32 protein-coding genes and 1 tRNA gene are annotated in these 25,738 nt (G+C 69.6%); 26 read left to right on the plus strand and 7 right to left on the minus strand.

What is annotated here, in order from left to right:
- Window positions 1-43: 43 nt before the first annotated feature.
- From metG to ispF, 17 genes are all read left to right on the plus strand, one after another.
- Window positions 44-2,008, plus strand: a complete 1,965-nt coding sequence (metG, locus tag NUV94_00270) for a methionine--tRNA ligase (protein MCR4391231.1) — start codon at window positions 44-46, stop codon at window positions 2,006-2,008.
- Window positions 2,009-2,054: 46 nt separating this feature from the next.
- Window positions 2,055-2,372, plus strand: coding sequence for a 50S ribosomal protein L21 (rplU, locus tag NUV94_00275; protein MCR4391232.1), 318 nt, complete (start codon window positions 2,055-2,057; stop codon window positions 2,370-2,372).
- Window positions 2,373-2,375: 3 nt separating this feature from the next.
- Complete coding sequence (locus NUV94_00280) at window positions 2,376-2,696, plus strand: hypothetical protein (GenBank protein ID MCR4391233.1); 321 nt, start codon at window positions 2,376-2,378, stop codon at window positions 2,694-2,696.
- A gap of 11 nt (window positions 2,697-2,707) precedes the next feature.
- Window positions 2,708-2,968, plus strand: coding sequence for a 50S ribosomal protein L27 (gene rpmA / locus NUV94_00285; GenBank protein ID MCR4391234.1), 261 nt, complete (start codon window positions 2,708-2,710; stop codon window positions 2,966-2,968).
- A gap of 9 nt (window positions 2,969-2,977) precedes the next feature.
- On the plus strand, window positions 2,978-4,246 hold the full coding sequence (gene obgE / locus NUV94_00290; GenBank protein ID MCR4391235.1) for a GTPase ObgE: 1,269 nt from the start codon (window positions 2,978-2,980) through the stop codon (window positions 4,244-4,246).
- Entirely contained in the window at window positions 4,236-4,847 is a 612-nt protein-coding gene (gene nadD / locus NUV94_00295) for a nicotinate-nucleotide adenylyltransferase (protein ID MCR4391236.1), read from the plus strand. The genes obgE and nadD overlap by 11 nt, the downstream gene beginning before the upstream one ends.
- A 5-nt stretch (window positions 4,848-4,852) precedes the next feature.
- On the plus strand, window positions 4,853-5,446 hold the full coding sequence (infC, locus tag NUV94_00300; GenBank protein MCR4391237.1) for a translation initiation factor IF-3: 594 nt from the start codon (window positions 4,853-4,855) through the stop codon (window positions 5,444-5,446).
- A 149-nt stretch (window positions 5,447-5,595) separates the two neighbouring features.
- Window positions 5,596-5,952, plus strand: a complete 357-nt coding sequence (rplT, locus tag NUV94_00305; GenBank protein MCR4391238.1) for a 50S ribosomal protein L20 — start codon at window positions 5,596-5,598, stop codon at window positions 5,950-5,952.
- 25 nt (window positions 5,953-5,977) lie between these two features.
- Window positions 5,978-6,334, plus strand: coding sequence for a dihydroneopterin aldolase (locus NUV94_00310; GenBank protein ID MCR4391239.1), 357 nt, complete (start codon window positions 5,978-5,980; stop codon window positions 6,332-6,334).
- Window positions 6,327-6,821, plus strand: a complete 495-nt coding sequence (gene folK, locus NUV94_00315; protein MCR4391240.1) for a 2-amino-4-hydroxy-6-hydroxymethyldihydropteridine diphosphokinase — start codon at window positions 6,327-6,329, stop codon at window positions 6,819-6,821. Before NUV94_00310 ends, folK begins: the two co-directional genes overlap by 8 nt.
- A gap of 5 nt (window positions 6,822-6,826) precedes the next feature.
- Window positions 6,827-8,038 carry an Rne/Rng family ribonuclease gene (locus NUV94_00320; GenBank protein MCR4391241.1) on the plus strand — a complete coding sequence of 404 codons (1,212 nt, stop codon included), beginning with the start codon at window positions 6,827-6,829 and terminating at the stop codon, window positions 8,036-8,038.
- 66 nt (window positions 8,039-8,104) lie between these two features.
- Window positions 8,105-8,177, plus strand: a tRNA-Val gene (locus tag NUV94_00325).
- A 12-nt stretch (window positions 8,178-8,189) separates the two neighbouring features.
- The gene (locus NUV94_00330; GenBank protein MCR4391242.1) at window positions 8,190-9,473 is read left to right on the plus strand and encodes a hypothetical protein; all 1,284 of its coding nucleotides are present in this window, start codon (window positions 8,190-8,192) and stop codon (window positions 9,471-9,473) included.
- A complete protein-coding gene (locus tag NUV94_00335) occupies window positions 9,458-9,847 on the plus strand; it encodes a hypothetical protein (GenBank protein ID MCR4391243.1) in 390 nt (129 codons plus the stop codon). The genes NUV94_00330 and NUV94_00335 overlap by 16 nt, the downstream gene beginning before the upstream one ends.
- A 197-nt stretch (window positions 9,848-10,044) precedes the next feature.
- Window positions 10,045-11,058, plus strand: a complete 1,014-nt coding sequence (gene recA, locus NUV94_00340; protein ID MCR4391244.1) for a recombinase RecA — start codon at window positions 10,045-10,047, stop codon at window positions 11,056-11,058.
- Window positions 11,048-11,527, plus strand: coding sequence for a RecX family transcriptional regulator (locus NUV94_00345; GenBank protein MCR4391245.1), 480 nt, complete (start codon window positions 11,048-11,050; stop codon window positions 11,525-11,527). The genes recA and NUV94_00345 overlap by 11 nt, the downstream gene beginning before the upstream one ends.
- Window positions 11,512-12,009, plus strand: coding sequence for a 2-C-methyl-D-erythritol 2,4-cyclodiphosphate synthase (ispF, locus tag NUV94_00350; GenBank protein ID MCR4391246.1), 498 nt, complete (start codon window positions 11,512-11,514; stop codon window positions 12,007-12,009). Before NUV94_00345 ends, ispF begins: the two co-directional genes overlap by 16 nt.
- Here the strand turns inward: ispF and rseP are convergent.
- Together rseP and tilS are read right to left on the minus strand one after the other, a co-directional pair.
- The gene (gene rseP, locus NUV94_00355) at window positions 11,975-13,249 is read right to left on the minus strand and encodes an RIP metalloprotease RseP (GenBank protein MCR4391247.1); all 1,275 of its coding nucleotides are present in this window, start codon (window positions 13,247-13,249) and stop codon (window positions 11,975-11,977) included. The genes ispF and rseP overlap by 35 nt on opposite strands.
- Window positions 13,246-14,598, minus strand: coding sequence for a tRNA lysidine(34) synthetase TilS (gene tilS / locus NUV94_00360; protein MCR4391248.1), 1,353 nt, complete (start codon window positions 14,596-14,598; stop codon window positions 13,246-13,248). The genes rseP and tilS overlap by 4 nt, the downstream gene beginning before the upstream one ends.
- 60 nt (window positions 14,599-14,658) lie before the next feature.
- On the opposite strand from tilS, the gene NUV94_00365 reads away from it, so the two are divergent.
- Both NUV94_00365 and NUV94_00370 read left to right on the plus strand, forming a co-directional pair.
- Window positions 14,659-15,090 carry a hypothetical protein gene (locus tag NUV94_00365; protein MCR4391249.1) on the plus strand — a complete coding sequence of 144 codons (432 nt, stop codon included), beginning with the start codon at window positions 14,659-14,661 and terminating at the stop codon, window positions 15,088-15,090.
- Window positions 15,069-15,872, plus strand: coding sequence for a metallophosphoesterase (locus NUV94_00370; protein MCR4391250.1), 804 nt, complete (start codon window positions 15,069-15,071; stop codon window positions 15,870-15,872). Before NUV94_00365 ends, NUV94_00370 begins: the two co-directional genes overlap by 22 nt.
- On the opposite strand, the gene NUV94_00375 is transcribed toward NUV94_00370, so the two are convergent.
- Window positions 15,862-16,221: a hypothetical protein gene (locus NUV94_00375; protein MCR4391251.1), complete on the minus strand. Its 360-nt coding sequence runs from the start codon at window positions 16,219-16,221 to the stop codon at window positions 15,862-15,864. The two genes, NUV94_00370 and NUV94_00375, sit on opposite strands and share 11 nt — an antisense overlap.
- Before the next feature lies 1 nt (window position 16,222).
- Window positions 16,223-16,978: a YebC/PmpR family DNA-binding transcriptional regulator gene (locus NUV94_00380; GenBank protein ID MCR4391252.1), complete on the minus strand. Its 756-nt coding sequence runs from the start codon at window positions 16,976-16,978 to the stop codon at window positions 16,223-16,225.
- Between the two features lie 93 nt (window positions 16,979-17,071).
- On the opposite strand from NUV94_00380, the gene NUV94_00385 reads away from it, so the two are divergent.
- Genes NUV94_00385 through NUV94_00415 form a run of 7 tightly spaced genes read left to right on the plus strand, consistent with a single transcriptional unit; the run spans window position 17,072 to window position 23,383 of the window.
- Window positions 17,072-17,836: an NAD-dependent deacylase gene (locus tag NUV94_00385; GenBank protein ID MCR4391253.1), complete on the plus strand. Its 765-nt coding sequence runs from the start codon at window positions 17,072-17,074 to the stop codon at window positions 17,834-17,836.
- Window positions 17,823-18,296 carry a nicotinamide-nucleotide amidohydrolase family protein gene (locus NUV94_00390; GenBank protein MCR4391254.1) on the plus strand — a complete coding sequence of 158 codons (474 nt, stop codon included), beginning with the start codon at window positions 17,823-17,825 and terminating at the stop codon, window positions 18,294-18,296. Before NUV94_00385 ends, NUV94_00390 begins: the two co-directional genes overlap by 14 nt.
- Before the next feature lie 5 nt (window positions 18,297-18,301).
- Window positions 18,302-19,876, plus strand: a complete 1,575-nt coding sequence (locus tag NUV94_00395) for an alkaline phosphatase family protein (GenBank protein MCR4391255.1) — start codon at window positions 18,302-18,304, stop codon at window positions 19,874-19,876.
- 37 nt (window positions 19,877-19,913) lie between these two features.
- On the plus strand, window positions 19,914-20,957 hold the full coding sequence (locus tag NUV94_00400) for a flippase-like domain-containing protein (GenBank protein ID MCR4391256.1): 1,044 nt from the start codon (window positions 19,914-19,916) through the stop codon (window positions 20,955-20,957).
- Complete coding sequence (locus tag NUV94_00405; GenBank protein ID MCR4391257.1) at window positions 20,950-21,516, plus strand: hypothetical protein; 567 nt, start codon at window positions 20,950-20,952, stop codon at window positions 21,514-21,516. The genes NUV94_00400 and NUV94_00405 overlap by 8 nt, the downstream gene beginning before the upstream one ends.
- On the plus strand, window positions 21,513-22,196 hold the full coding sequence (locus NUV94_00410; protein ID MCR4391258.1) for an ABC transporter ATP-binding protein: 684 nt from the start codon (window positions 21,513-21,515) through the stop codon (window positions 22,194-22,196). Before NUV94_00405 ends, NUV94_00410 begins: the two co-directional genes overlap by 4 nt.
- A complete protein-coding gene (locus NUV94_00415; protein MCR4391259.1) occupies window positions 22,193-23,383 on the plus strand; it encodes an ABC transporter permease in 1,191 nt (396 codons plus the stop codon). Before NUV94_00410 ends, NUV94_00415 begins: the two co-directional genes overlap by 4 nt.
- Here NUV94_00415 and NUV94_00420 read toward each other — a convergent pair.
- From NUV94_00420 to prmC, 3 genes are read right to left on the minus strand one after another with little or no spacing between them, the layout of a single operon-like run.
- A complete protein-coding gene (locus NUV94_00420; protein MCR4391260.1) occupies window positions 23,374-24,192 on the minus strand; it encodes a hypothetical protein in 819 nt (272 codons plus the stop codon). The genes NUV94_00415 and NUV94_00420 overlap by 10 nt on opposite strands.
- Window positions 24,189-24,878 (minus strand): ATP-binding cassette domain-containing protein, encoded by a 690-nt coding sequence (locus tag NUV94_00425; GenBank protein MCR4391261.1) that lies wholly within the window; start codon window positions 24,876-24,878, stop codon window positions 24,189-24,191. Before NUV94_00425 ends, NUV94_00420 begins: the two co-directional genes overlap by 4 nt.
- Window positions 24,869-25,738, minus strand: coding sequence for a peptide chain release factor N(5)-glutamine methyltransferase (gene prmC / locus NUV94_00430; protein ID MCR4391262.1), 870 nt, complete (start codon window positions 25,736-25,738; stop codon window positions 24,869-24,871). Before prmC ends, NUV94_00425 begins: the two co-directional genes overlap by 10 nt.

Consider the following 25,738-nt stretch of genomic DNA (forward strand, 5'->3'; position numbering starts at 1 on the left):
CCTGCTGCTTCCACCTATAATCACTCCCCACGAGGAGACGGCCTTGAACACCAACGTCAAACGGATCCTGGTCTGCAGCGCCTGGCCCTACGGCTCAGGCATGCCCCACCTGGGGAACCTGGTGGGGTGCCTCCTCTCCGGTGACGCGTTCACCCGCTTCTATCGACTCCTGGGGTACGAGGCGCTGCACGTCTCCGGCACCGATGCCCACGGTACCAAGGTCGAGTACGAGGCAGCCAAGCTCGGCATCACCCCGCGGGAGCTCGCCGATCAGGTCCACCACGCGATCCGCGAGGTGCTCGAAAAGTTCGAGATCGCCATCGACAACTACACCACCACCGAATCCCCCGTGCACAAGGAGTTCGTCACCCAGATCTACCGCGACATGGAGCGAAATGGCTACATCATCGCGCAAGAAGAAGAGCGGGCCTTTTGCCAAGGGTGTAGCCGATTCCTCGCCGATCGCTTCATCCTCGGCACCTGCCCTCGCTGCGGATATCCCCACGCCCAAGGCAACCAGTGCGATGTGTGCGGGGCGCTCCTCGAGCCGGAGATGCTCCTTGCCCCCCAGTGCGCATTCTGTAGATCCACGGACATCGTCCGGCGGCCAACCCGCCACTGGTACCTGGACCTGGGAAAGCTTGCCCCGCAGCTCCTCGCCTACGTGGGGAGCCGCGACTTCCCGGGGAACGTCAAGCTGTTTACGGAGCGCCTGATCCAGGACGGGCTTAGGCCACGGGCGGTGACGCGAGACATCGAGTGGGGGATCCCCGCCCCGTTCCCGGGGGCGGAAGGGAAGGTCATCTACGTGTGGGCGGAGGCCGCCCTAGGGTACGTGTCCGCCACCATCGAGCACTTCCGGAGGCTGGGGGAAGAGGAACGGTGGCGGGAGTTCTGGTTCGGCGAAGAGGTCTGGCATCTCTACACCCACGCTAAGGACAACATCCCCTTCCACACCATCATCTTCCCTGCTCAACTCATCGCCTCCGGCCGTGGCTACCACCTGCCCGACCAGATCGCGGCCACGGAGTACCTCAACTGGATCGGAGGGGAGCAGTTCTCCAAGACCCGCCGGGTGGGGATCTTCGCCGACGAGGCGCTCGCCCTCTTGCCCCCGGTGTACTGGCGGTTTTACCTCCTCTACAACCGGCCGGAGACGAAGGACGTGGAGTTCTCGTGGGAGGAGCTCGACAAGGCGGTGAACGCGATCCTGGTGGACAACATCGCCAACTTCGTCCACCGGGTGCTCTCGTTCATCTGGTCGCGCCACGCCGGCGTGGTGCCCGATGTGGCCACCGATCCGGAGGTAGAGCGAGCCATCGACGAGGCCTATGCTGCGGTGCGGCGTACGGTGGAGGAGGGGGCGTTGGCCCCGGCCCTGCGGGCGGTGGCCCTGCTCGCCGGCACGGGGAACGAGTACTTCCAGCGCAAGGCACCGTGGCGGACCGGGGACGGGGAGGCGGTGGCGTCGGCCGCCCATCTTGTGAAGGCCCTGGCCATCCTGCTCGAGCCGTTCATCCCCATGTTCTCCCGGGAGGTGTACGCGACCTTGGGCATCACCGAGCGGGCGCTCGCTGACGTGCGCGAGGGGCTGCGGGGGCGCCGGCTGGCCGTCCAACCGCACCCCCTCCTGGAGCACGTGGACATGGAGGACCTGAAGGGGAGGTACCAGGCGATGAAAGAGGAGGGTCTGGTGAGCCTGGAGGAGTTCCAACGGCTGGACCTACGGGTGGGGCGGATCCTCATGGCCGAGGAGGTGGCCGGCGCGGACAAGCTTCTGCGCCTCCTGATCGACCTCGGGGACCGCCAGGCCCAAGCGGTGGCCGGGATCCGCAAGCACTACCCCGTCGGGGACCTTCCGGGCAGACTGGTGGCGGTGGTGGCCAACCTCAAGCCGGCCACGATCCGAGGAATTCGATCCGAGTGCATGATCCTCGCCGCGTCGGACGGAACGCTGGCCCTCCTTGCCCCGGATAAACAGGTGGAACCGGGGACCCGCATTCGCTAGCATTGTCCTCGTCCGCCGTACCCGATAAGATTGCGAGGTGGCCGAAATGTACGGTGTTGTGGAGATCGGAGGCAAGCAGTACCACGTCGAGCCTGGGATGGAGGTCGTCCACGAGGTCGTTCCCGGCGTCGGTGTCGGGGACACGATCACGTTCGATCGGGTCCTCCTCCTGCGCAACGGTGATGGGGTGGCCATTGGCCGGCCGTACCTCTCAGGGGTCAAGGTGGTGGCGGAGGTCCGAGAGGTGGGGCGGGGCAAGAAGGCCGTGGTCCAGCGGTTCGCCCCCAAGAAGGGGTATCGCCGGAAGAAGGGCTACCGCCAGCCCTACATGCGGACGAGGATCGTGGCCATCGAGAAGGATTAGGCGATGGTAGAGGTTCTGATCGAGCGGGATGAGGAAGGCCGGGTCCAGGCGGTGACCCTGCAGGGGGACGATTCCCCGGAGGGACTGGCCGCCGGGGCCCTCGTCGAGGCCCCGCTCCTGGGGATGCGCCACTACCTGCACTTGGATCCGGAGTCCTCCCGGGAGGGGAGCATGCTGCGGTTCCGGGTGGACCGGTCCGACATCTTCCTCGACCGCGAGATCGACGCGATCCTGGAGACGATGGTCTTGGGCCTGCGCGCGCTGGAGCAGGGCCGGCCGGGACGGTTGGCGGTGCGCGAGGTCGGGTTGGATGTAAAGGTGTAAAGGGGGAAAACATGGCCCACAAGAGCAGTCAGGGTTCTACCCAGAACATCCACGATTCCCCGGGGCAGCGCCTGGGCGTGAAGCGCTTCGGCGGCGAGCTGGTATGGCCCGGGTGCATCATCATCCGGCAGCGGGGAACCCGGTTCCACCCGGGCCGGGGCGTGGGCATGGGACGGGATTTCACCCTGTTCGCTACGACCACGGGGCTCGTGAAGTTCGCCGGGCGGAACCGCAAGTACGTGAACGTCATCCCCATCGACGAGGGGGGATAGCCCCTCCCGATGTGGCTCGATGAGGCGAAGATCCATGTCGCCTCCGGGCGGGGCGGGGACGGTTTGATCAGCTTCCACCGCACCCGTCATAACCCGCGCGGCTCCCCGGACGGGGGCAACGGAGGCCGCGGTGGGGATGTGATCCTGCGTGCCAGCCGGTCCATGAGCACCCTCCTCCACTTCCAGAACCAGGTTCACTTCCGCGCCCAGGACGGGGCACCGGGCGGGCCCAACGGCTGCCAGGGGGGGCAAGGCGCAGACCTCGTGGTGCCCGTCCCGGTGGGGACGGTGGTGCGGGACCTCCTCACCGGTGAGGTCCTGGCCGACCTCATGGCCGACGGCCAGGAGGTGGTCATCGCTCGCGGTGGCTGCGGAGGGCGAGGCAACAAGGCGTTCACCACCGCTACCCGCCAGGCGCCGCGGATCCGGGAGTTCGGCGAGCCCGGGGAGGAACGGTGGCTCAGGCTGGAGCTGCGGGTGCTCGCCGATGTGGGGATCGTGGGTTTCCCCAACGTGGGCAAGTCGTCGCTCCTGTCCCGCGTCTCCTCGAAGAAGGCCAAGGTCGCCCCGTACCCGTTCACCACCTTGGCCCCTAACCTGGGCCTGGTACGGGTCGGAGAGTCGGCGTCGTTCGTGATGGCCGACCTTCCGGGCCTGATCGAGGGGGCACACGAGGGGAAGGGCCTCGGCGATCGGTTCCTGCGCCACGCCTCCCGGGCCAAGCTCCTCCTCCACCTCCTGGACCTGGCCCGGGTCGAGGGCCGCGACCCCCTTGGGGATTACCATGTCCTGCGGCGGGAGCTTGAGGCGTGGGAGGACCTGGCAGGGAAGCCGGAGGTGGTGGCCGGAAACAAGGTGGACCTCCTGACCCCGGACCAGGTGGCGACGGAGGTGGCGCGGTTCAAGGAGGAAGGGATCGAGCTCCACCCCATCTCGGCCGTGACCGGGCAGGGGGTGCGGGAGTTGATCGCCCACCTGTGGGCGCGGATGCAGGCACTCCCTTCCCCGCCGGTCACGCCCCGGCCACGGCAGCGGGTGTGGCGGCTGACCCCGGAGGCACGGCCGTTCGAGGTGGTGGAGGAGGACGGGGCGCTCACGGTGCGGGGCCCGGCGGTGGAGCAACTGGTCCACCGCCTCGATCTCTCCACCCGCGACGCCCAGGAGTACCTCATAGAGCGGCTGGAGCGGCTGGGGGTGATGGCCGCCCTTCGGCGGCGGGGCCTGGCCCCGGGCCGGAGCGTGCGCATCGGCGGGGTGGAGTTTGAGCTTGCAGGGTAGGACCGGGCTATTCGGGGGGACGTTCAACCCCATCCACCTCGGGCACCTGCGGGTGGCCGAGGAGGCCCTCCGTCAGTTCGGCCTGAGGCAGATCGTGTTCCTGCCCACCGGGCACCCCCCCCACCGCGAGGTGGACGACGGCGTCCCCGGCGAGCAACGGTACGCGATGGTGAAGCTCGCGGTAGAGGGGCGGCCCAAGTTCACGGTGTCCCGGTACGAGGTGGACCGCCCCGGGCCGTGCTACACGGTGGACACCATCGCCGCGATGAAGGCGGAGCACCCGGAGGGGGTAGCGTACATCGTGGGAGCGGACATCTTCTCCCGCATCGAGATCTGGCACGACTGGCCCAGATTGCTTGGGAGCGCCCCGTTCATCGTGGCCCCGCGACCGGGGGTGGACATGACCGTGTTCCACCGCGCCCCGTTCGCGCAGGCCGAGCTCCACTTCCTGGAGATGCCGCTGATCAACCTCTCGTCCGCGGAGGTGCGACGGCGCTACCGGGAAGGGCTTTCCACAGCGGGCATGGTGCCGGAGGCGGTGGACCGGTTCATCCGCCGCCACCGGCTGTACGGCGTGGTTGGACGGGATGAACCTAGCTAGAATACATGCGAAAGGGGGATGGTCCTATTAAGCGAAAGTTCCGCGTAAACGAAGAGATCCGGTCGCGGGAGGTGCTCCTGATCGACATCGATGGCCGCAACCTGGGGGTGACCCCAGTAGACCGGGCGCTGGCCCTGGCCAGGGAGAAGGGCCTTGATCTCGTGGAGGTGGCGCCGGAGGCGAACCCGGTGGTGTGCAAGATCGTGAACTTCGGGAAGTACCGGTACCAGCTGGAGAAACGGGAGAAGAAGCAGCAAAAGCCGGCACGGCTCAAGGAGGTCAAGTTCACGATCCAGACCGGGGAGCACGATTTCCAGACGAAGCTCTCTCGAATCCGAGAGTTCCTGAACGACGGACACAAGGTGCGGGTTTCCGTGTTCTTCAAGGGACGGCAGATCATCCACCTCGGCAAAGGGGAGGAGATGCTGGCCCGGGTCGCAGCTACGACCCAGGACATCGCCAAGGTGGATCAGAACGCGACGAGCAAGGGCCGGACGCTACAGATGCTGCTGGTCCCCCTACCCCGCAAAGGAGGTCGCGGTGAAGAAAAGGACACACAAGGCGTCGGCGAAGCGGCTCAAGATCACGGCCAGCGGTAGGATCTTCCACCGGCGGGCCGGTTACGTGCACAAGCTCAGCAAGAAGCGCCCCCAATACCGGCGGCAGGCGCGCCCGGACGTGGAGGCGACCGGGGCTGACCGACGGCGACTGCGCCGGATCCTGAACGTTTGATGCCAAGGAGGAAACCATGCGGGTGCCCGGAGGGGTAAAGCACGGCAAACGCCGGCAGAAGGTGTTGGAACTGGCCAAGGGGTTCAAGGGCAAGCGCCGGACGTGCTACCGCATCGCCAAGCAATCGGTGGTCAAGGCCCTGCGCCATCAGTACGTGTCGCGCAAGCTCAGGAAGCGGGACATGCGGCGGCTGTGGATGGTGCGCATCGGGGCCGCGGCGCGAGGGCACGGCCTGTCCTACTCCAGGTTCATGGGCGGGCTCAGGAAGGCCGGGGTCGGGCTGAACCGGAAGATGCTCGCCGCTTTGGCCTTGCGCGATCCGGACGCGTTCGCCCAAGTGGTGGCGGTGGCCAAGGAGGCCACGGGCGCGTGAGGCCACGGGCGCGAGCGGGGATCGCGTGACGGTCAGCGTGGGCGTGCGCGGCCTGCGGTTCATGGGCCGCGTGGGATGGCAAGACGAGGAGCGGCGGATGAGCCGTCCGCTCCTCGTGGACGTGGAGATCGGGGTGGACTACGACGGGTCGGGAGAGCTTTCCGGGACGGTGGACCTGGAGGCGGTGGTGCGGACGGTCACGACGCTCGAGGGGAAGACATTCCGCCTCCTGGAGGACCTGGCCAGCGTCGTTGCCGGGGCGGCCGTGGGGCTTTCGCCCCGGGTGCGCTGGGCCAGGGTGCGCGTGCACAAACTGTCCCCGCCCCTCCCTTCCCCGGTGGATGCGGAGTTCGTCGAGGTGGTTTGCGAACGGGATGGTTAGGGCGTACCTGGGCCTTGGCGCCAATGTCCCCCCGGAGGAGGAGCGTCTGATGGAGGCGCTGGCCCGCCTGTCGCAAGGCGGGCTCAGGATCGGCAAGGTCTCCTCCCTGTACCGTACCGAGCCGTGGGGCCGTGGCGACCAGCCGTGGTTTACGAACTTGGCGGTGGAGGCGGACACGGATCTTCCGCCCCGGGCGCTCCTCGCCCTGTGCCAGCGGGTGCAGCGGGATCTCGGCCGGATGGACCGCGGGCGGTGGGGACCCCGGGAACTGGACATCGACATCCTCCTCTACGGAGGCGAGGTCATCGCCGAGCCCGATCTCATCGTGCCCCATCCCCGGCTCCCCGAGCGCCGGTTCGTGCTCGTGCCGCTGGCGGAGATCGCCCCGGAGGTCCGCCATCCCGTGCTTGGCCGCGCCATCGCCGAACTCCTGGCTGAGGTGAGAGATTCAAGGAGGGTCTTACGATTAAAGGGAATCACATCCTGATCACGGTGGAGAAGACGCCGGCCGGTCCGAGAAAGCGGGTGGTCATCGTCGAGGAGGGGGAACTGGTGGAGGTGCACTTCGACATGCCGGGCCGACGGCCGCTGGTGGGCAACATCTACAAGGGCAAGGTGGAGACGGTTCTCCCCGGGATGGGCGCGGCGTTCGTGAACGTGGGGGAACGGAAGGCCCTGTTTCTGTCCGAGCACGAGATCAACGATGCGATGCTGATCGCCAAGGGGTTTGAGCCATGGCGCGGCCCGGCCCCGATCCAGAAGGTCCTCCGCCCCGGAGACTCGGTCCTCATCCAGGTCCGCCGGGAGGGTGTCGGCAAGAAAAACCCCCAGGGGACGACGAAGATCAGCCTGCCGGGGCGGTACTGGGTGTTCCTGCCGCGGGAGGACCGGGTGGGCATCTCCCGCCGGGTGGAGGACCGCGACATCGGGAGGCGGCTCCGCCAGATCGCGTACGAACTCAAGCAACCCGGGGAGGGGCTGATCGCCCGCACCGCGGCCCATCGAGCGTCCAAGGAGGACCTGGAGCGGGATTTCAAGTATCTCCTCGGCATCTGGAAGGGGATCGAGGAAGCGGCCGCGGAGAGCACCGCCCCCAAGCTCCTCCACGAGCCCCTGGACCTCGTGCGGACCATCGTCCGCGACCGGTTCCTGGACGAGATGGATTCCCTCATCGTCGACGAGGAGGCCCAGTACAAGGAGATCCTGGACTTCCTCGGATATCTACACCTTGAGCGACTGAAGGGGCGGGTGAAGCTGTACCGGGGCACGATGCCCCTGTTCGTGCGCTACGACATCGAGCGGCAGCTTCGGGAGGCGCTGCAGCGGCGGGTGCCCTTAAAGGCGGGGGGGTTCCTGACCGTGGACGAGACCGAGGCGCTGACGGCGATCGACGTGAACACCGGGTCCGACGTGCGCCATCGCAACCAAGACGCGGCGATCCTCAACACCAACCTCGAGGCGGCCAAGGAGATCCCCCGGATCCTGAGGCTTCGCAAGATCTCGGGGATCATCGTCATCGACTTCGTGGACATGGCCAGCGAAAAGGACGAGCGCAAGGTGATCGAGCGGCTGCAAGAGGAGCTTCGAAAGGACCGGGTGCCGGCGGACTTCATCGAGATCACCAAGCTAGGCCTGGTGGAGATCACCCGTCGCAAGGAGGGGGAATCGCTGGCGGCGATGCTGGGGGACATGGAGGAGGATTAACGCCGTCCGCCGGGAGGATGGACGTCGGTTGAGGGATAGGTCCATCCCCGTTACCATCGCTGGCAAGGGCGGATAGCTCAGTTGGTAGAGCGCTCCCTTCACAGGGGAGAAGTCGCGGGTTCAAGTCCTGCTCCGCCCATTTCCTTTTCCCATGGCGTACATCTCGGTGGAAGGCCTGCCCGCAGTGGGGAAGAGCGAGCTCCTCGCAGCCCTACGCTTGTACTACCCGGGCCAGGTCCTCGTGCTCCCGGAGCTCGTGAAGGAGACGGCCGAGCGGGAGGGGCTTGACCTCTTCCGCGATCGCGATCGGCTCGCTCAGGCCATGCTCGCTGCACTCCCCGCCCGCCAAGGCCAAATCCGCGCTGCCCTCAACCAAAGCCTCACCGTGGTCGAGGAGTCGCACCTCGCCGTCCACGCCGCGTACGCGGCCTCCCTGGGGGACGACGCGTTCCTGCGCCAGTTCCAACGGGCGGAACAGGCGATCCTGTGGCCGGACCGGTTCGTGCGCCTGGAGGTCCCGATCGCCGTGTCCGTGGCCCGCCAGGCGGCGCGGGGCGACCCCCGGTACACCGTCCCGGCCGACGTCCTGGCCCGGATGCTCGGTTGGCTCTCAGCCTGGCACGCCCAGCGGGGGAGCGACCTCCACGTCCTCGATGCGGACCGCCCGCCGCACGCCGTCCTCGCGGACCTCGTGTCCGCCCTTGGCCTGGGCTATCGCCCCCACGTCTACCAGGACGTCATCCCCTACCTCTTCCTCCTTGGCCGGCCGGCGTCGGGGAAATCGGAGCTGATCCAGTTTCTCACCTCTCTCCCCCCCGACGAGCGGGCGGTCGCCTACCACCTCGGACGGCTGCGAGTCCTCGACGACTTCCCAATCCTGTGGCAGAAGTTCGTCGAGGATGACCTGTGGGAGGAGGTGGGCAAGGGGCGCCTCGTCTCGCGTCGGTGCGGGGAGAACTACGCGGTGGCCGACGACCACGCGTGGCCATTCCTCATCCTCTCCTTGAATCAGGAGATCTCCCGCCGGCCGCCTGCCCCGGGGGAGACAGCCCTGGTGGAGTTCTCCCGCGGCGGGACCAGGGGATACCGTGATGCCTTGGCCCGCCTCGCCCCGGAGGTCCTCGCGTCCGGGGCGATCCTGTACCTCCAGGTGTCGTTCGAGGAGTCCTGGCGCAGGAACGTGGCCCGCTACGACCGGGCCCGCCGCGACGGCCTCCTCACCCACTCCGTCCCCCGCGAGGAGATGGAGCGCACGTACCGATCCGATGACTGGACCGAGCTCGCCCCCACGCCCCGCGGGCACGTGGAGGCCCAAGGGATCCGCGTCCCGTACGTGACGGTGGTCAACGAACCGGAGCCCAAGACCCCGGACGATTTCGCCCGCCGCTTCCACCCTGCACTGGAGGACCTGCACCGACTATGGCAGAGACGCTGAGCCAGGAGCGCTGTTTCCTCCTCCTCGGGGAGGCGCCGACCGCGGAGGCGGCGGAGAAGATCGCCGAGGTGTTCGCGGCCTGCCCGTACGTGTACTTCATGAGCGCGTTCGGGCGCATCGTGGTCGGGGTGTACTTCCTGGAGGAGGACCACCGGTGGTGGCTGGAGGCGGTGGCCGAGGACCCTGAGGGCACGCTGGGCCTAACGCGGGCAGCCCTGTACGTCACGGACCGGGCAGCGTTCCCGCCGGGCATGGCGCTGCGCCTCCCCGCGGAGCGGGGGGACCTGGCCCCGTGCGGGTCCGACTGCACCCGGTGCCCACGGTACGGCGACCCCTGTCCGGGGTGCCCGGCGTCCCGTCACTTCCAGGGCTAGGGGCCCCTGGGGGCTCCCCGGAACCTTTCAAACCGGCTGAAGGTGCCTTTGGGAACGCTGGGCCATGAGGAGGACCCGGTTTGGAGGAGGTACGTCGCCCGCCCTGGCCGCGTGCTCGGCCGGGACGCGTTGCGGCTTTTGTGATCCGCCTTGCCGCTGAGTGTGTTCCTCACTACCATAGATCCAGGGAGGCGTTCATGGGAAAAAAGGAAGTCCTCGATGGCGTTTTGAACCAAATCCGGAAGGCTTACGGCGAAGGGGCCATCATGTGGCTCGGGGACGAGTCCGTGGTCGCAGTGGACGTGGTTCCCACCGGATCGCTCGCGCTGGACATCGCCCTGGGGGTGGGCGGCGTGCCCCGGGGGCGGATGGTGGAGATCTTCGGTCCAGAGGCATCGGGCAAGACCACGCTGGCCCTGCACATCATCGCCGAGGCCCAGAAGCTTGGGGGCACGGCGGCGTTCATCGACGCCGAGCACGCCCTCGATCCCGGCTACACCCGGGCGATCGGGGTCGACCTCGACCACCTGCTCCTGTCCCAGCCGAGCTCGGGTGAACAGGCCCTGGAGATCACGGAGCAGCTGGTGCGGTCGGGGGCGGTAGACGTGATCGTCATCGACTCCGTGGCAGCCCTTGTCCCGGAGGCAGAGCTGCAGGGCCAGATGGGCGATGCCCAGGTCGGGCTTCAGGCGCGGCTCATGTCCCAGGCCATGAGAAAGCTCGCCGCGGCGATCGCCCAGTCCAAGACGACCACCGTGTTCGTAAACCAGATCCGGGCCACGATCCAACCCGGGCCGTGGGGGCCGGGGACCACCACCACCGGCGGTCGGGCCCTCAAGTTCTACGCCTCGGTGCGCCTGAACATCTGGGGCGAGGGGAAGATCGCCGAAGGCGACGATCGGGTGGGGATGAAGGCCCACGTCCGGGTGGTGAAGAACAAGGTCGCCCCGCCGTTCCGGGAGGCCACGTTCGACGTGATCTACGGCCGGGGCATCGTGCGCGAGCGGGATCTCATCAACACCGGGATCGACCTGAACGTCGTGTCCCGCTCGGGCTCGTGGTACTCCTACGGCGACGTCCGCCTCGGCCAGGGGATGGCCCAGGCCGCCCAGTTCCTCACCGACAACCCGGAGATCGCCGACCAGATCGCCCGCGACATCCGGGAGAAGGCGAAGCTGCCCGAGCCCAGGGCCCTCGCGGATGAAGGATGACGCCTGGGCCTACCTCTTGCGCCTGCTGAGCCGCCGCCCCCGGACGACGGCCGAGCTGCACCGTCGGCTCGCCGCCAAAGGTTTCCCTCCCCAAACCGTCCGCACCGCGGTGACGCGGGCGGTGGAGGAGGGGCTGGTGGACGACCGGGCGTTCGCCCGGCTCTACGCCGAAGATCGGCTGCTGTCTCGTCCCTGTTCCCGGCGGCTCCTCCGGGAGGAGCTCAAGGGACACGGGCTAGACCTGGGGCTGGCCGAGGAAGCGGCCCGGACGGCCCTGGGCGAGCTAGGCGAGGAAGACCTGGCCCGCCGCGCCCTCGCCCAACGTCGGCCGTTGTGGCACGGGCTCTCCCCGGACGTGGCCGCGCGGCGGGCCCACGCGTTCCTCCTGCGCCGGGGGTTTCCCCCGGACCTCGCCCGGCGCCTCGCCGAGGAAGCGTTCGGGGTGAAGGGCGAATGGACGTCCGCGTAGGGCTGGGCATCGATTTCCACCGCTTCGCCCCCGGGCGGCGGCTCGTCTTGGGCGGGGTGGAGATCCCCCACGAGCTGGGCCTGGCCGGCCACTCCGACGCCGACGTCCTCCTACACGCGATCTGCGACGCACTCTTGGGGGCGGCGGCACTCGGGGACATCGGCCACCACTTCCCGCCCGGGGATCCCGAGTACAAGGACATCTCCTCCCTTGCGCTTCTGGCCCGGGTCCGAAAGCTCTTGGCCGCGGCGGGCTGCGCGCCGGTCCAGGTGGACGCGGTGGTGGTGGCGGAGCGGCCGCTCCTCGCCCCCCACGCCCCGGCGATGCGGGCCCGCATCGCCGAGGCGCTCGGAATAACCGTGCAGGGCGTATCCGTGAAGGCGACCACGCCCGAGGGGATGGGAGCCCTCGGCCGCGGCGAGGGCATCGGGACGTGGGCGGTGGCCCTCATCCGAAAAGCCGGAGGAGATCCTGGAACGTGATCATGAGGAGCAACGCGAACAGGATCACGAACCCGGTGGCGTGAACCCCGGTTTCCACCTGCGGGGACACCTTGCGCCGGGTGACCATCTCGTAGAGGGCGAACGCCATTCGCGCCCCGTCCAGCGCCGGGAACGGGATCAGGTTGAACAGGGCCAGGTTCAGGCCGATCAGGGCCACGAGGAGCAGCACCGCGAGCGGCCCAGCCCGCACGCCTTGGCTCAAGATCCCGGCGATGCCCACCGGCCCGGTGACCGCCTCCCCGGCCGGGATCGTCCGGGTGAGGAGGCCGCGGATCGCTGTCACGAACGCGCCCATCGCCCCGCCGATCTCGCGGAACGTGAGCACTACCCCTTCCCCGAACCCAGGCCGGTCGTAGACCGGGGGCAGGGCGCGGAAACTCGCCCCGGCCAGGAGCTCGTCCGGTGGAAGGCCGGGCAGGATCACCGTCAGGCGATCCCCAGCCCGGTCCACGTCGAGGGTCCGGCACCCATCCTGCCAGGCACCGTACAACTCACTCAGCGACCTCACCTGCCGCCCACATGCCCCATCTACGCGGTCCCCCGACCGCAGCCCGGCCTGGGCGAGCGGCGCGTCCGGGGCAAGGCTCACGAGCTCAGCCAAGAAGACCTGGGGCAGGAAGTACGCCCCCACCAAGTACTTCTCGTCCTCCTGGGAATAGGCCGGGACGATGCTCAGCTCGAGCTCCTCCCCCCCGCGGCGGACGCGGAACGCCACCGGGCTGGGTGCCACAGCCTGGATCGCCGGCCCCACCTCGGCCGTGGTCCAGACCGATCGGCCGTCCACCTTGAGCACGACGTCCCCCACTTTAAGCGCGCCCTCGGCCGGCCTTCCCGGCACCAACCCGGCCACCTGAACCCGGGGCAGGCCCAACGCCAGGATCGCCCCGAGCACCACCGCCACCGCCAGGACCACGTTCGCCGTGGGACCGCTTAGGGACACGAGGAACCGCACCCACGCCGGCCGGCCGTAGTAGGTGCGTTCGAACGGTACCCCCTCCGCCTCCCGGTCCTCCCCGCTCAGGCGCACGAACCCCCCCAGGGGCAGAATCCGGATGCTGTACCGGGTCTCCCCCCGCCGCCACGACCATAGGACGGGGCCAAACCCAAGGGCAAACTCCTCCACCGCCATCCCCAGGAGCTTGGCCGCCAGGAAATGACCGCCCTCGTGCACTCCGACAAGGAAAAGAAGTGCACCCAAAAAGACGAGAAAAGTGATCATGCCCGTTCCACCTCCACCCGCAGGACCTCGGCCGTCCCCAGGTCCAGTTTATACCCGTCGGCGAGCCGGACGCCCACCACCCACGCGATCCCCGCCTGGTCGCAGAGGAGGGGCCACCGCGCCCGCTCCCAGCGGGGGATGCGCGCCTCCATGAGGAGCTCGCTCACCTTCTTCGTCCCGGACATGCCGAGCGGGCGGAGGCGGTCCCCCCGCCTTGGGGTCCGCACGAGGAGGGGCGGGCGAACCTTTCCCGGGTCGAGGTAGGCGACGAAGGGATGAGGAGGGACAAGACTTCGGGGCCGGGGGGTTCGGGAGATCCGAAACCGCCATCCCAGGTTGGGGATCGCCGCCTCCCCCTCCAGGGGCAGCTCCCGCGGCATTCCCCCGGGTGGGATCTCCTCGGGCCGCACGAACGCGAGCTTGCCTCCGCCGATACGGGCACGGAGGCCTCCCGGCAGGTGGAGCTCAGCGCTCCCCCCCCGGCCCAAAGCCTCGCGGATTGCGTCCACATGCCGCCGAAGGAGGGTACTTCCCGCCCGACAGGCCGCAGCCCGGACCGCGAGGCCCTGGACCCCGGCCGGGAGCCTGAGCAGCTCCTCCAGGTTCAAGGCGGATCCGTCCTGCACTTCCGTGAGCGCACGATCGGCCGCCCAGGCCAGGACCTCCTCGGCCTCCGCCCAAAGCTCGGCCGCCCGGCTCAACGCTCCCTCGGCCCGGGGGTTGAACCGGGCGAGAAACGGGAGGAGCTCAAGGCGGATGGCGTTGCGCAGAAGCCGGGTGTCCAGGTTCGTGGGGTCGTCGTGGAACGGGATCCCGTGCTCCCGGCAGAAGGCCCGGGTTTCCTCCCGGGAGCAGAGGAGGAGGGGTCGGATGTACGGAGGGGCGGAGGGCAGGAACCCGCGCAGTCCGCCCGGCCCGGCCCCACGCAGGAGGTGCAGGAGCACCGTCTCCGCAAGGTCGGTGCGGGTGTGGCCGAGGGCGATCTTCCCCGCCCCCACCCTCCGCGCCACCTCCTCCAAGAACTCCCGGCGGGCCCGCCGCGCCGCCTCCTCCAGGTTCCTCTTCTCCCGTTTCGCCACGGACGGGACGTCCCTTTTCTCGCAGATCAAGGGAAGGCCCAGGTCCTCGGCAGCCCAGCGCACCACCTTCAGGTCCTCGCTGGTGTCGGCCCTGATCCCATGGTCGAGGTGGGCGATGGTGAGGGCAAGCCCCCAGTCACGGCGCAGCCAGTCAAGCGCGTACAGGAGGGCCATGGAGTCCGCCCCCCCCGACACGGCCACCACCACGTGATCCCCCGGAGCGAGGAGGCGCTTCTGGGCGATGGCCGCACGGACCTTTTGTCTCAACATCGCCCTTCATTTTCCCCGCCCTGGTTTGCCCCTGCTACCACGCGCGGGTAGAGTACAGCCGTGGAGCTAGGCGCCTTCCTGTGGGCCTTGGGCGACCTCCCCGCGGCGATGGCCGGGACCGGAGAGCTCTCCCTGGGTCCTCAGCCGTGGGCCCTGATCCCGCTCGGTCCGCTGCAGGTGTTCCTCGGGGCCACTGACCCACCCCTCGCGCTGCGGGTGCAAGTCCTCGATGGGCCGTGGTTCGCCTGGCTCGATCTTCCCCCACCGCGGTTTGTCCTGGGCCGGGCCCCTGGGCACGCCCTGGTGGCGGTGGCCCGCGACCCGACCGGGGTCAACCTGGCGTGGGAGATCACGGCCTCCTCCAGCCTCTCCCTGTTCGGGAGCCTGGGGTTCGAGCTCGCCTGCGGCGTCCGCGTGCGGTGGCGGGGCATGTGGGGAGCTGCGCTGGTACGGGGAGGTGGCCTCACCCTATGGGCCGGGCATTCCTTCTGATAGCGATCCTGTCTCTCCCCGCCTTGGGGTGGGAGCTCACGGTGGCGGTCACCACCGACCTTCACGCCAGCCTTCCTCGGCTTGACGCGCTCGCCCCCATCCTCGCGAGAGCCGACCTCGTGGTCGACGCCGGCGATGCCTGGGAGGACCTCTCGCGCCTCACCGGGAAATCCGAAGCCCTTGCCATGGCCCAGCGCATGGGGGAGCTCGGCTACGACGCCATGGTGCTCGGAAACCACGAGATGTACCTGGGCCCGGCCCTACGGGAGGTGACCCTCGCCCCGTTCCCGGTGGTGGTGACGAACCTTTCCGGGGCGCTCCCCGTGCGGCGGTGGGCCCTCCTCGAGCGAAACGGCCTCCGGATCCTGGTCCTTGGGCTCCTGTGGGAGGAGTACCCGTGGTCCCTGTGGCCGGGGGTGCAGATCCTCGACCCGGCCGCGAGCGTGCGGGCGGCGCTCGATGAGGCGCCGGCCCACGACCTCTTCATCCTCCTCGGGCACATGGAGCTTGCCGAGGCGAAACGGGTGGCGGCCGCCGCCCCCGAGTGCGACCTGTTCGTGCTCGGGCATGACCACCTGTTCCTGACCGAGCCGATCTGGGTAGGCCGGGTGCCCATCGTCCAGGCCGGGCACCGCGGACAAGCGGTGGGCGTGGTCCGCCTGAGCGATGCCGGTTGCGGGGCCTACGAACTGATCCGGCCTACCTCCCCGGACCCGCTGCCCGCGTTTTGGGTGCCCGCGGCCCTGATCCTGGTAGCCCTCTTCTTCTGGCCTAGAAGTTGACGGCGAACCCGCCCGGCTGGAGGTTCAGGCTGAGGCCCTCGAGCTCGAGCGCCGTCTGGTAGGCATCCATCGCCGAGTACAGGGCCCACAGGGTATGCGCCGTCCCCACCACCGGGAACACCGGATACGGCAGGAGGTACGCAAGGCAGGACGTGCCGAGGATGAGACCCACGTCCACCACGAAATGGGTGAGCGCCTTGTCGTACTCCCCGTTCAGGTACTGACCTAGCCCCGGGATCACGAACGACGCCGCCCCCCGCACCAAGGGCGTGATGTTCGGCTCCTGCCGCGCCCATCCCCCCACACCCATCACCAACAGCCCGACCAGCAGCACCAGCGCGACCCGCATCCTATCCTCCTTCGACCCGGGCCAACACCTCGTCCGGGATGTCGAAGTTCGCCACCACCTCTTGCACGTCCTCCTGCTCATCGAGCGCGTCAAGGAGCTTGAGCAGCCGCTCCGCGTCCCGCCCTTCCACCCGCACCGTGGCCTTGGGCACCAGGGCGATCTCGGCCCGGGCCACCTCCCCCCCGGCCGCGCGGAGAGCATCCCGCACCTTGGCCACCCGGGTCGGCTGGGTATAGAACGTGAGAGAACCGTCCTCCTCGGCGAAATCGTCGGCCCCCGCCTCCGCCGCCGTGAGCACCAGGGCCTCCTTGTCCAACCCCGCCGGGAGCTCCCGCACCTGGATCACCCCGCGCCGCTCGAACTGCCAGGCCACGCACCCTTCCCCCCCCAGCGACCCACCGTGGGCCTCGAAGATGTGGCGCACCGCGGCCGCGGTGCGGTTGCGGTTGTCGGTGAGCGCCCGCAGGAGGATCGCCACCCCGCCGGGCCCATAGCCCTCGTAGATCACCTCATGGTACTGGGCGCCCTCCTGGCCGCCGGCGGCGCGCTTGATGGCCCGCTCGATGTTCTCGTTGGGCATGTTCGCGTTTCGCGCCCGCTCGATGGCCGTGGCCAAGGCGCTGTTGGTCTCCGGATTGGGATCTTGCCGGGCACAGACGATGATCTCCCGCGTCAGGCGGGAAAACAGGCTGGACTTCCGTTTGTCTTGGCGTTCCTTGCGGTACTTGATGTTGGCCCACTTGGAATGACCGGCCATTGTGACCCCCTTAAACGAAATGATAATCCGGGAAAGGATCTTGGGCAACCCGCCGCTTGCAAGGGCGGTGGGGGCGGAGCACACTTCTTGGCCATGAGGATGGAGCCGCGGGCGGTGCTACGCGCGGCGGCGCTCCTCAAGGAGGCGCGCCGGGGGTGGGCCCTCACCGGAGCCGGGGCAAGCACCCCCTCGGGTATCCCCGACTTCCGCGGCCCGCGTGGGCTCTGGCAGACCCACAACCCGGAGGAGGTGTCCTCCCTGGCCGGGTTCCACCGGAACCCCCAGGGGTTCTACGCGTTTTGGCTGTGGCGGTTCCAGCACATGGCCCGGGCGCAGCCCAACCCGGTTCATCATTTGCTCGCCCGGCTCGAGGCCCGCGGCCACCTCGCCGGGGTCATCACCCAGAACATCGACGGCCTACACCAACGGGCCGGATCCCGCCGGGTGCTCGAGGTCCATGGGCATACCCGCTCCGGGACCTGCCTCGCCTGTGGCCGTTCCTACCCGGCGGCGTGGATCGAGGTCGAGGCAGAGCGGGCCGGGCTCGCCCGCTGCGCTTGCGGTGGCCTGGTTAAGCCGGATGTGGTGCTGTTCGACGAGGCGCTCCCCCCGGACTTCGCCCTCGCCCAGCGGGAGGTGGCCCAGGCCGACGTCCTGTTCGTCCTGGGCACCTCCCTCACCGTGTGGCCGGCCGCCGGGCTGGTGCCGCTGGCGGCGGCGTCCGGGGCGCGGGTGATCATCGCGGGCGGGGAGCCGACCCCGTTCGACGGCCGGGCGGAGGTGGTCCTGCGCGGGGATCTGGTGGAGATGGCGAGGCTTCTAGAACGGGCGTTGGAGGTGGAGGGTGCTCGAGGGTGAGCTGGGCGAGCGGCTGCGGACGCGCGGGCTGACCCTGGCCGTGGCGGAGTCGTGCACCGGGGGGCTCCTGGCGATGCGGATCACCGAGGTCCCTGGCTCTTCCGCCTACTTCCGCGGCGGGGTGGTGGCGTACGCCAACGACGTGAAGGAGCACGTCCTCGGGGTCCCGTCCGACGTGCTCCGCCGGTTCGGCGCGGTGTCCCCGGAGTGCGCCCGGGCCATGGCGGAAGGGGCCCGCCGCCTCCTCGGAGCGGACCTGGCCTTGGCCACCACCGGGATCGCCGGGCCCGGCGGGGGGACCCCGGACAAGCCGGTCGGCCTGGTGTACGTGGCCCTGGCCACCGAACGCGACGTGATGGTGCGAAAGCTGCGCCTGGTCGGCTCCCGCCAGGGCAACCGGTGGTCGGCGAGCGAGTCGGCGCTGGCCCTGCTGGCCGAACACCTCGGCATGGAAAGCTGAAGTCGATGGCGGACCTGGTGGTGGTGTCGTGGGACGGCGCGCCGCCGGACGCGGTGCGGCGGTGGGCCGATGCGGGGAAGCTGCCGAACCTGGCGGAGCTCGCCCGGGGTGGGGCCTGGGGGACCACGGTGAGCACGGTGCCTCCGGTCACAGCCCCGGCGTGGGCCAGCTTCCACACCGGCGTGGGCCCGGGGAAGCACGGGGTGTTCGAGTGGGCGGTGCGGCGGCCGGGGAGCTACATCCCCGCCCTGGCCGATGGCCGTTCCCTGGCCCTGCCCACGGTGTGGGAGATCCTGTCCAACCACGTGCCGGTGGGGGTGCTGGGCTACCCCCTCACCCACCCCGCCCGGCCGGTGCGGGGGTTCTGGATCCCAGGGTTCCTGGCCCCACCGGACGCGGATGGCCATCCCCCGGGGATCATGGCCACCGTCCGCGAGAGCGCGCCCGGCTTCCTCGCCACCCCGCCTGAGTGGTCCCACGGGACCGACCCCACGGCCTGGGCGACGGAGCTCGCGGACCTGGCCGAACACCAGGCCCGGGCCGCGGTGGCCCTCGCCGACCGGTTTCGGCCGGCCGTCCTCGCCGTCCACTTCCAGATCACCGATACCGTCCAGCACTACCTGGGAGAACGAGAGGAGGTGCTCGCGGTGTTCCAGGCCGCGGACCGAGCCCTGGGGATGCTGATCGACGCCCTGGCCCCGCGGCGGACGATCCTCCTCTCCGACCACGGGATGGGCCCGGTGGACGGGGAGTTCCACATCAACACGTGGCTGCTCGCGGAGGGGTTCCTGCGCCTGCGCCGCCGGCCCGCGAGCGCCCTGCGCGGCTTCCTGTTCCGCCGCGGGGTTACCCCGATGAACCTGGCCGGGCTCGGCCAGCGCCTGTACCCGCTGGCCCGCCGGCTCGGGTTCCTACACAGTGGGCTGGAGCTGTGGGGCGACGGGGCGCTGGCCCGGGGAGTGCGGCGGGCCTTCCTCGGCCTGGAGGACGTGGACTGGAGCAAAACGGTGGCCTATTCCCACGCGGAGATCGGGAGCATCTACCTCAACCGGGTGGGGCGGGAGCCCCGCGGGACGGTGGCCGCGGCCGATGCCCCCCGGGTGCGACAGGACCTGGCCCAAGCCCTCGCCGAGGTCCGGCTTCCCAATGGGGAGCCGCTCCTCGGGGACCTGTACTTCGGGGAGGAGTTGTATCGGGGGGACAAGGCGTGGCTCGGGCCGGACATCCTGTTCCTGCCCCGGGGGCTGCGCTGGCTGGGCAAGGGGATCATCGGGTTCCTCCAGCACACGGTGTTTTCCCCGTCCCCGATGGCTGCCGGCCACCGCATGGAGGGGGTGCTCGTGGTGTCCGGAGGGGACGTGCCCCCCGCGCAGGCTCCCCGGGCGCGCCTGTGGGACTTGGCCCCCACCATCCTCGCCCTGTGCGACGTGCCCATCCCGTCGTGGATGGAGGGCCAGCCGCTGATGGAAGCGTTCGGGGATATGGCCTCCCCGCCTGCCTACGTGGCGGAACCGATGCCGGGGCGGGACAGCGCGGGAGAGGACACGATCCGGCGGTTACGGGGGCTGGGCTATCTCTAGGCGACGCGTCCCACCGTGGCTGATCCTGACGGTCCTGGTGCTGACCGGGGTCGCCCTGTTCGGGGCGCTCATCTACCTGAGCGGCCCGGGTCTGGTGCTGGCCGAGCTGGCCGCCGTCGGCGTCCTCGGGTTCCTGGCCGTGGTCGGCAACGTGGTGTGCTTCCTGCTCGCCTGGTCCATCAGCTGGTACATCCTCCTCCGTGGGGCGGGGATCGCCGTCCCTTGGTGGCGGACCCTCTCCCCCATGTTGGCCGGGTTCGCCGTGAGCTACATCACCCCGTCCATGTGCCTGGGTGGGGAACCGGTGCGGGCGTACTGGGTGGCGAAGGAGGCCCAGGTGACGATGGCCCGGGTGATGGCCACCGCGGCGGTGGAGCGCCTGCTCGCAGGGATTTCCCTCCTCGCGTTCGCCTCCATCGGCGGGTTCTTCGCCATCGTCTCCCCGCGGATCTCGCTCGCGGACAAGCAAGCTGTGGGCCTGGGGTTGGGCACCGTGGCCGTATTCCTCCTCCTCGGGGTGGTCTCGTTCGCCCGCAACTACCGATGGCTGTCGCGCATCCTGCGGGTCATAGCCCGCCTGTTCCCCAGGCGCCGCGGGCTCCTGGGGGCCGCGGACATGGTGGCGGAAACCGAAACCACGATGCACCTCGCGTTCACCCGCAAGCTCGGGTACACCAGCCTCGCGCTCCTGTTCCAGCTCCTCACCGTGTTCTTGAACTACCTCCGGCCCCAGATCTTCTTCTACTTCACCCAGAAGGCGCTGTTCACCTTCCCTCAGCTCTCGCTCTTCTTCACCCTAAACATGTTCCTGAACGCGTTTCTCTGGCTGACACCCGGGGGGTTCGGCCTCACCGATGGCGGGCGGCTCGGGATCTTCACCCTACTCGGAATCCCTCCGAGCAGCGCGGTGGCGTTCAACGTGGTGTACCGGTTTGTGGAGGTGGTCTTGGTCGGGGTGGGGGTCCACCTTCTCCTCCAGCGTGGCCTGTTCCGCCTGAGCCGGGGGCGGGTGGAGGTTCAGGTGGACCGGGAGGCAACCGGGCGCTACGATCCCCCGTCGGGAGGCGATGGCCGTGATTAGAAGACACACGTGGATCTTGGTGTACTTGGCCGTTGGGGTGCTGGGCTTTGCCCAGGCCACGCTGACCGACTTCCCCGTGGGCGTGACGGCCATGGAGTGGGCCCTGCGCGGGGGCAGCCCCAGCCTCGTTCAAGAGCTGTCCCTGACGGTGGAGGCGAAGGCCGACGGCCGGTTCAAGGTGGTGCTCGGCATGGCCTCGGAGGGGACGGCGGCCGACCTCGAGGCGCTCGGGTTTCTGGGCTCGTCCGTGTTCGTGCAGGCGGCAGGGGCCAACGTGGACCTGAGCGCGCTCCTGACCCTGATCCGCCGGCGGGAAGCCCTGAAGGTGGGAGAGGACTACGCCCTGCCGGGCGGCGTGGTGTTCCGGGCGCGGGCACGGGCGGACGTGGCCGGGGTGGGGTGCCTGATCGGGGAGTACCGGACCGCCAACCGGCCGGACACGGTGGTGGAGGTCGGCCTCGCCCTGACCGACCCGGTGTACTTCGTCCCCCTCCTCCGGGTGACCGAGGGCGGGACGGTAACCTTCGAGATGGTCCTGACCGCGTACCGGCGTCCATGAGCTCTTCCCTCATCCGCCTGGAGCGGGTCACCAAGGTCTACCGCCTGGGAGAGGTCGACGTGCCCGCCCTGCGTGGGGTGGACCTGACCGTGGAAAAGGGGGATTTCCTCGCCCTGATGGGGCCGTCCGGCTCGGGCAAGTCCACCCTCCTTCACCTGATGGGGCTCCTCGATCGGCCGACCGCGGGAAGAATCGTATGGGACGGCAAGGACGTGACCGCTCTTAAGCCCAACCGCTTGGCCGAGCTGCGCGGCCGGCACATCGGGTTCGTCTTCCAGACGTTCAACCTGGTCGCCACCCTCACCGCGGTGGAGAACGTGGAGCTCCCCCTCCTGTTCCTCGGGGTGTCGCCGCGGCGGCGTCGAGAACGGGCGGTGGAGCTCCTCACCCGAGTGGGGCTGGACGATCGCCTCGGCCATCGTCCGGGCCAGCTTTCCGGGGGGCAGCAGCAACGGGTGGCGATCGCCCGGGCGCTGGCCGCGGACCCGGAGCTCATCCTGGCCGATGAGCCTACCGGCAACCTGGACTCGGCCACCGGCCAGGAGATCCTCGGGTTGCTGTCCGAGCTCCACCGGCAGGGGAAGACGGTGGTGGTGGTGACCCATGACCCCGAGGCCGCGGCCGCCGCCGACCGCACGTTTAGGGTGCGGGACGGCCTGATCCGGGAGGGGGGAGCATGACCTGGGACCTGTTTCGCCTCGCGGTACGGAACATCCTGCACCGCCGGCTGCGGTCGTGGCTGACCGTGATCGGCATCCTCATCGGGACGGCGGCGGTGGTGGCGTTGATCGCCATCGGCCAGGGGCTCCAGCGCACGATCACGAGCCAGGTGGGGCAGATCGTGGGGTTCAACACCGTACTCGTGATGCCACAGGGGGCGGGTTTCAACCAGCGCATCCGGGTTGACCCCGAGGCGCTGCGGGCCATCCCCGGGGTGCGGGCGGCGGTGGCGGTGCGCACGGAGACCGGGTACGTGGAGGGACCGGGCGGGAAGGGGTTCCTATCGGTGGTGGGCTACGAGCCGGCCATGGACGAACTGACCGCTGAGCTGGACCTGACCCTGGCCGCGGGAGGGAAGCTGACCGCCCCCGGGCAGGTGGTGCTGGGGGCCCGCACCTCCCAGGCCCTGGGGGCCCAGGTCGGGCAGACGGTGGCCATCGAGGACCGCCCGTTCCAGGTGGTGGGGATACTCGCACGGCAAGGGGACCAGCGAGGTGGGGGGGGCACCGCGGTAGGCGTGCCCATCAACGATGCCCTGTTCGTGTTCTACGAGGACCTGCGGACCCTGTTCCCAGGGCCGGACCTCGTGCAGTACGCGATCGTCAAGGTACAGGACGACGCGGCCATCGCCGCGGTGAAGACGACGGTGCGGGAGAGCCTCCGCGCCCTCGGGGAGAAGAACGCCCAGATCGTCGACTTCGAGGACCTCACCCAGCGCATCCGGACCGTGCTCGGCGGGGTTCAGGCGTTCCTGGCCGGGATCGCCGGGATCTCGATCCTGGTGGGGGGGATTGGGGTGATGAACACGATGTACACCGCGGTCCTGGAGCGGACGCGGGAGATCGGGGTTATGAAGGCGGTGGGGGCCAAGGGACGCCACGTGCTGCTTCTCTTCCTGTTCGAGTCCGGGCTCATGGGCCTGGGCGGGGGGACGTTGGGGCTGATCGCCGGCCTGGGGGTGGCGTGGACGGCCACGGCGGTGGTGGGGCGCCTGTTCGATGCCCCGGACACGTTCACCCCAGCGATAGGGGCAGGCCTCGTGTTCGGGGCGCTCCTGTTCTCGTTCGCAGTGGGGGCGATCTCCGGGACCCTCCCCGCCCGCCGGGCGGCCCGCCTTCCCCCGGTGGAGGCCCTGCGCTACGAGTGAGGCCGTGAGGACGGGTAGCCGACGGCCCCTCCGAGCACGCCCAACCCCACCCCGGCGAGCAGGCCGAGCCAGGTGGCCATCGCCTCGCCCTTGAGGAAGCCAGGCGCCACCTCCTGTACCGCCGGTATCCCCTGACCCCAACTCCACAAGGCCCAATATGCGGCGAGGTAGATCACGGCCCCCCCGAGGCCCACCAGCCCTCCCAGGGCCAGGAACGGAACCCGTAGGCTGGCTTCGCTGACCCCGGCGTTCCTGAGCAGGGCGAGCTCGTCCTGCCAGGTGTGACCGGTCCGGGCCGAGGTCCGGTACCCCAACCATAGGCACCCCACGAGCGCGCTCACCAGCCCGGCCAGGGCCAGGATGCGGGAGATCGGGGGGAGCCGCGGCGGCGGGTTCACCGTACGCTGGAAGAACTCCACCCCGGTCACGCCTTTGAGCGAGCTCAACCGGCCCTGGACGGAGGCCCGGGCGTCGCCCGAGCTCAAGTGCACGAGGAGCGTGCGCTGGGCGACCGGCACCGGGTCGGCCTCGCCCGGGAAACGGAACACCACCTGCTCCACCTCGGGCCAAGCCCAGACCTCGCTCCCCAACTGAGCGATCTCCGCCTCGGACAGGTCCGTGGCCAGCCTCGCGAGGAGGAACGCCTGCGTATACGGCTCGCGCGGGTTCTGGCTGTCCGGCAGCACGAACAGGGCGGTGGCGGTGGCGAGCACGGCTGCGGTCGCCAGCGCCCACCCGATCAGGGAGCCCCCGTGGCGGAGGCTGGACTTCAGGTACTCTGCGGTGAGGAACCACCGCCCTCGGTTCATGTCGTCACCCCCGGTCGCAACGCCACGAGGTAACAGGGAGAATCGGCCTGGCCCTTGGGCAAGAACCCGTGGCGCCGGGGCAGGCCGGCCTCCCGGGTGGTGGCGAGGATGGCCACCCCGGCGTGGTGGATCCCCCCCAGCACGTCCATCAGCTGGTCCTGGAGGAGAGCGGGCAGATCTCGAAACGGGTCATCACAGAGGAGCACGATGGGGTCCGGGCACAGGCCAAGGGCAAGGGCGAGCTGCCGGCGCTCGATCTCGTCCAGGTCCGCGGCCAGCACGTCCTCGCGACCCTGGAGCCGGGCCAGCTCGAGGGCCCGCTCCGCATGCTCCTGAAGCTCCTCGCCGCCGTAGCCCAGGGCGCGGAGCTTGAACAGGAGGTTCCCGGCCACCGTGCGCCCGCCCAGGATGGCCGGGGCCTCCGGGACATACCCCACCCGCCGCCGGAGGTCCCGCGCCTTCCGCGGGGACAGCCGGGCCATGTTCCGCCCGAGGAGGAGGATCTGGCCCCCGTTGGGCTCAGCCTCCCTTAGGATCAGCTTGAGGAGCAGGGTCTTGCCCGAGGACGGCGGCCCGACCACGAACACGAACCCATCCCGGGGAACGCCGAAGGACAGGTTATCCAACACCAGAACCCCATCCTCGGTGGCAAAGCGAAGTTCCGATACCTGGATGGCTATCCGCATCGGCCGACGAAAAACCGCTCCTTTCCCGCGAGGTCCCGTTTCACGGCCATTTCTACCAGACCCGGGCACCGGCGGGCAAACTGGAGGACCGCTGTCCCTTGGCCGTGGCCGATCTCCACGAGCACCGCCCCGCCGGGCCAGAGGTGATCCCCCACCTGGGAAAGCAGGGCCCGCACGGCGGAGAGGCCATCCGGCCCCCCATCCACCGCCCGCCGCGCCTCGAACCGGCGCACCTCCGGGTCGAGGCGGGGGATGTCCCCGGTCGGGACGTACGGCGGATTGGACACCACGAGGTGAGACCGCTCCGAAACACGGGAGAACCAATCCGAGCGGCGCACCTCGATCCGCCGGTCCAGGCCCAGCCGGCGCACGTTCCCCCGGGCACAGGCCACCGCCCGCCCGTCCACGTCCACCGCCACCACCCGGGCGTCGGGGCGGGCCCGGGCCAAGGCGATGGCGAGGACGCCGGTCCCGGTCCCCAGGTCCAAGGCCGCCGGGGGAAACGGGAACCCCTGGAGGATGCGAATGGCCCGTTCGGCCAGCTCCTCCGTCTCTGGCCGGGGGATGAACACGCCCGGGCGGACGGCGACCTCGAAGTCCAGGAACCCGGTCCCCCCCTCGAGGAGGGGGAGGGGGACGCGACGGGCCCGGGCCGCGAGCAACCGGAGGTACCGGCGGTGAGCGAGCACAGGGACCGGATCGTCCGGACCAAGCAGGAGGTAAGGGGCGCCGATGGCCAGGGCCAGGAGGCGCCGGGCCTCCCGGGCCGGTGCCGGGATCCCGGCCGCGGCCAAGGTTTGATACCCGGCCGCCACCGCCCCCCGCACCCTCGTCGTCCCGCCGGCCTTGGTGGTGGTCAC

This window comes from Candidatus Acetothermia bacterium (genome assembly GCA_024653305.1).
In the GTDB taxonomy this organism is placed as follows: domain Bacteria; phylum Bipolaricaulota; class Bipolaricaulia; order Bipolaricaulales; family Bipolaricaulaceae; genus JACIWI01.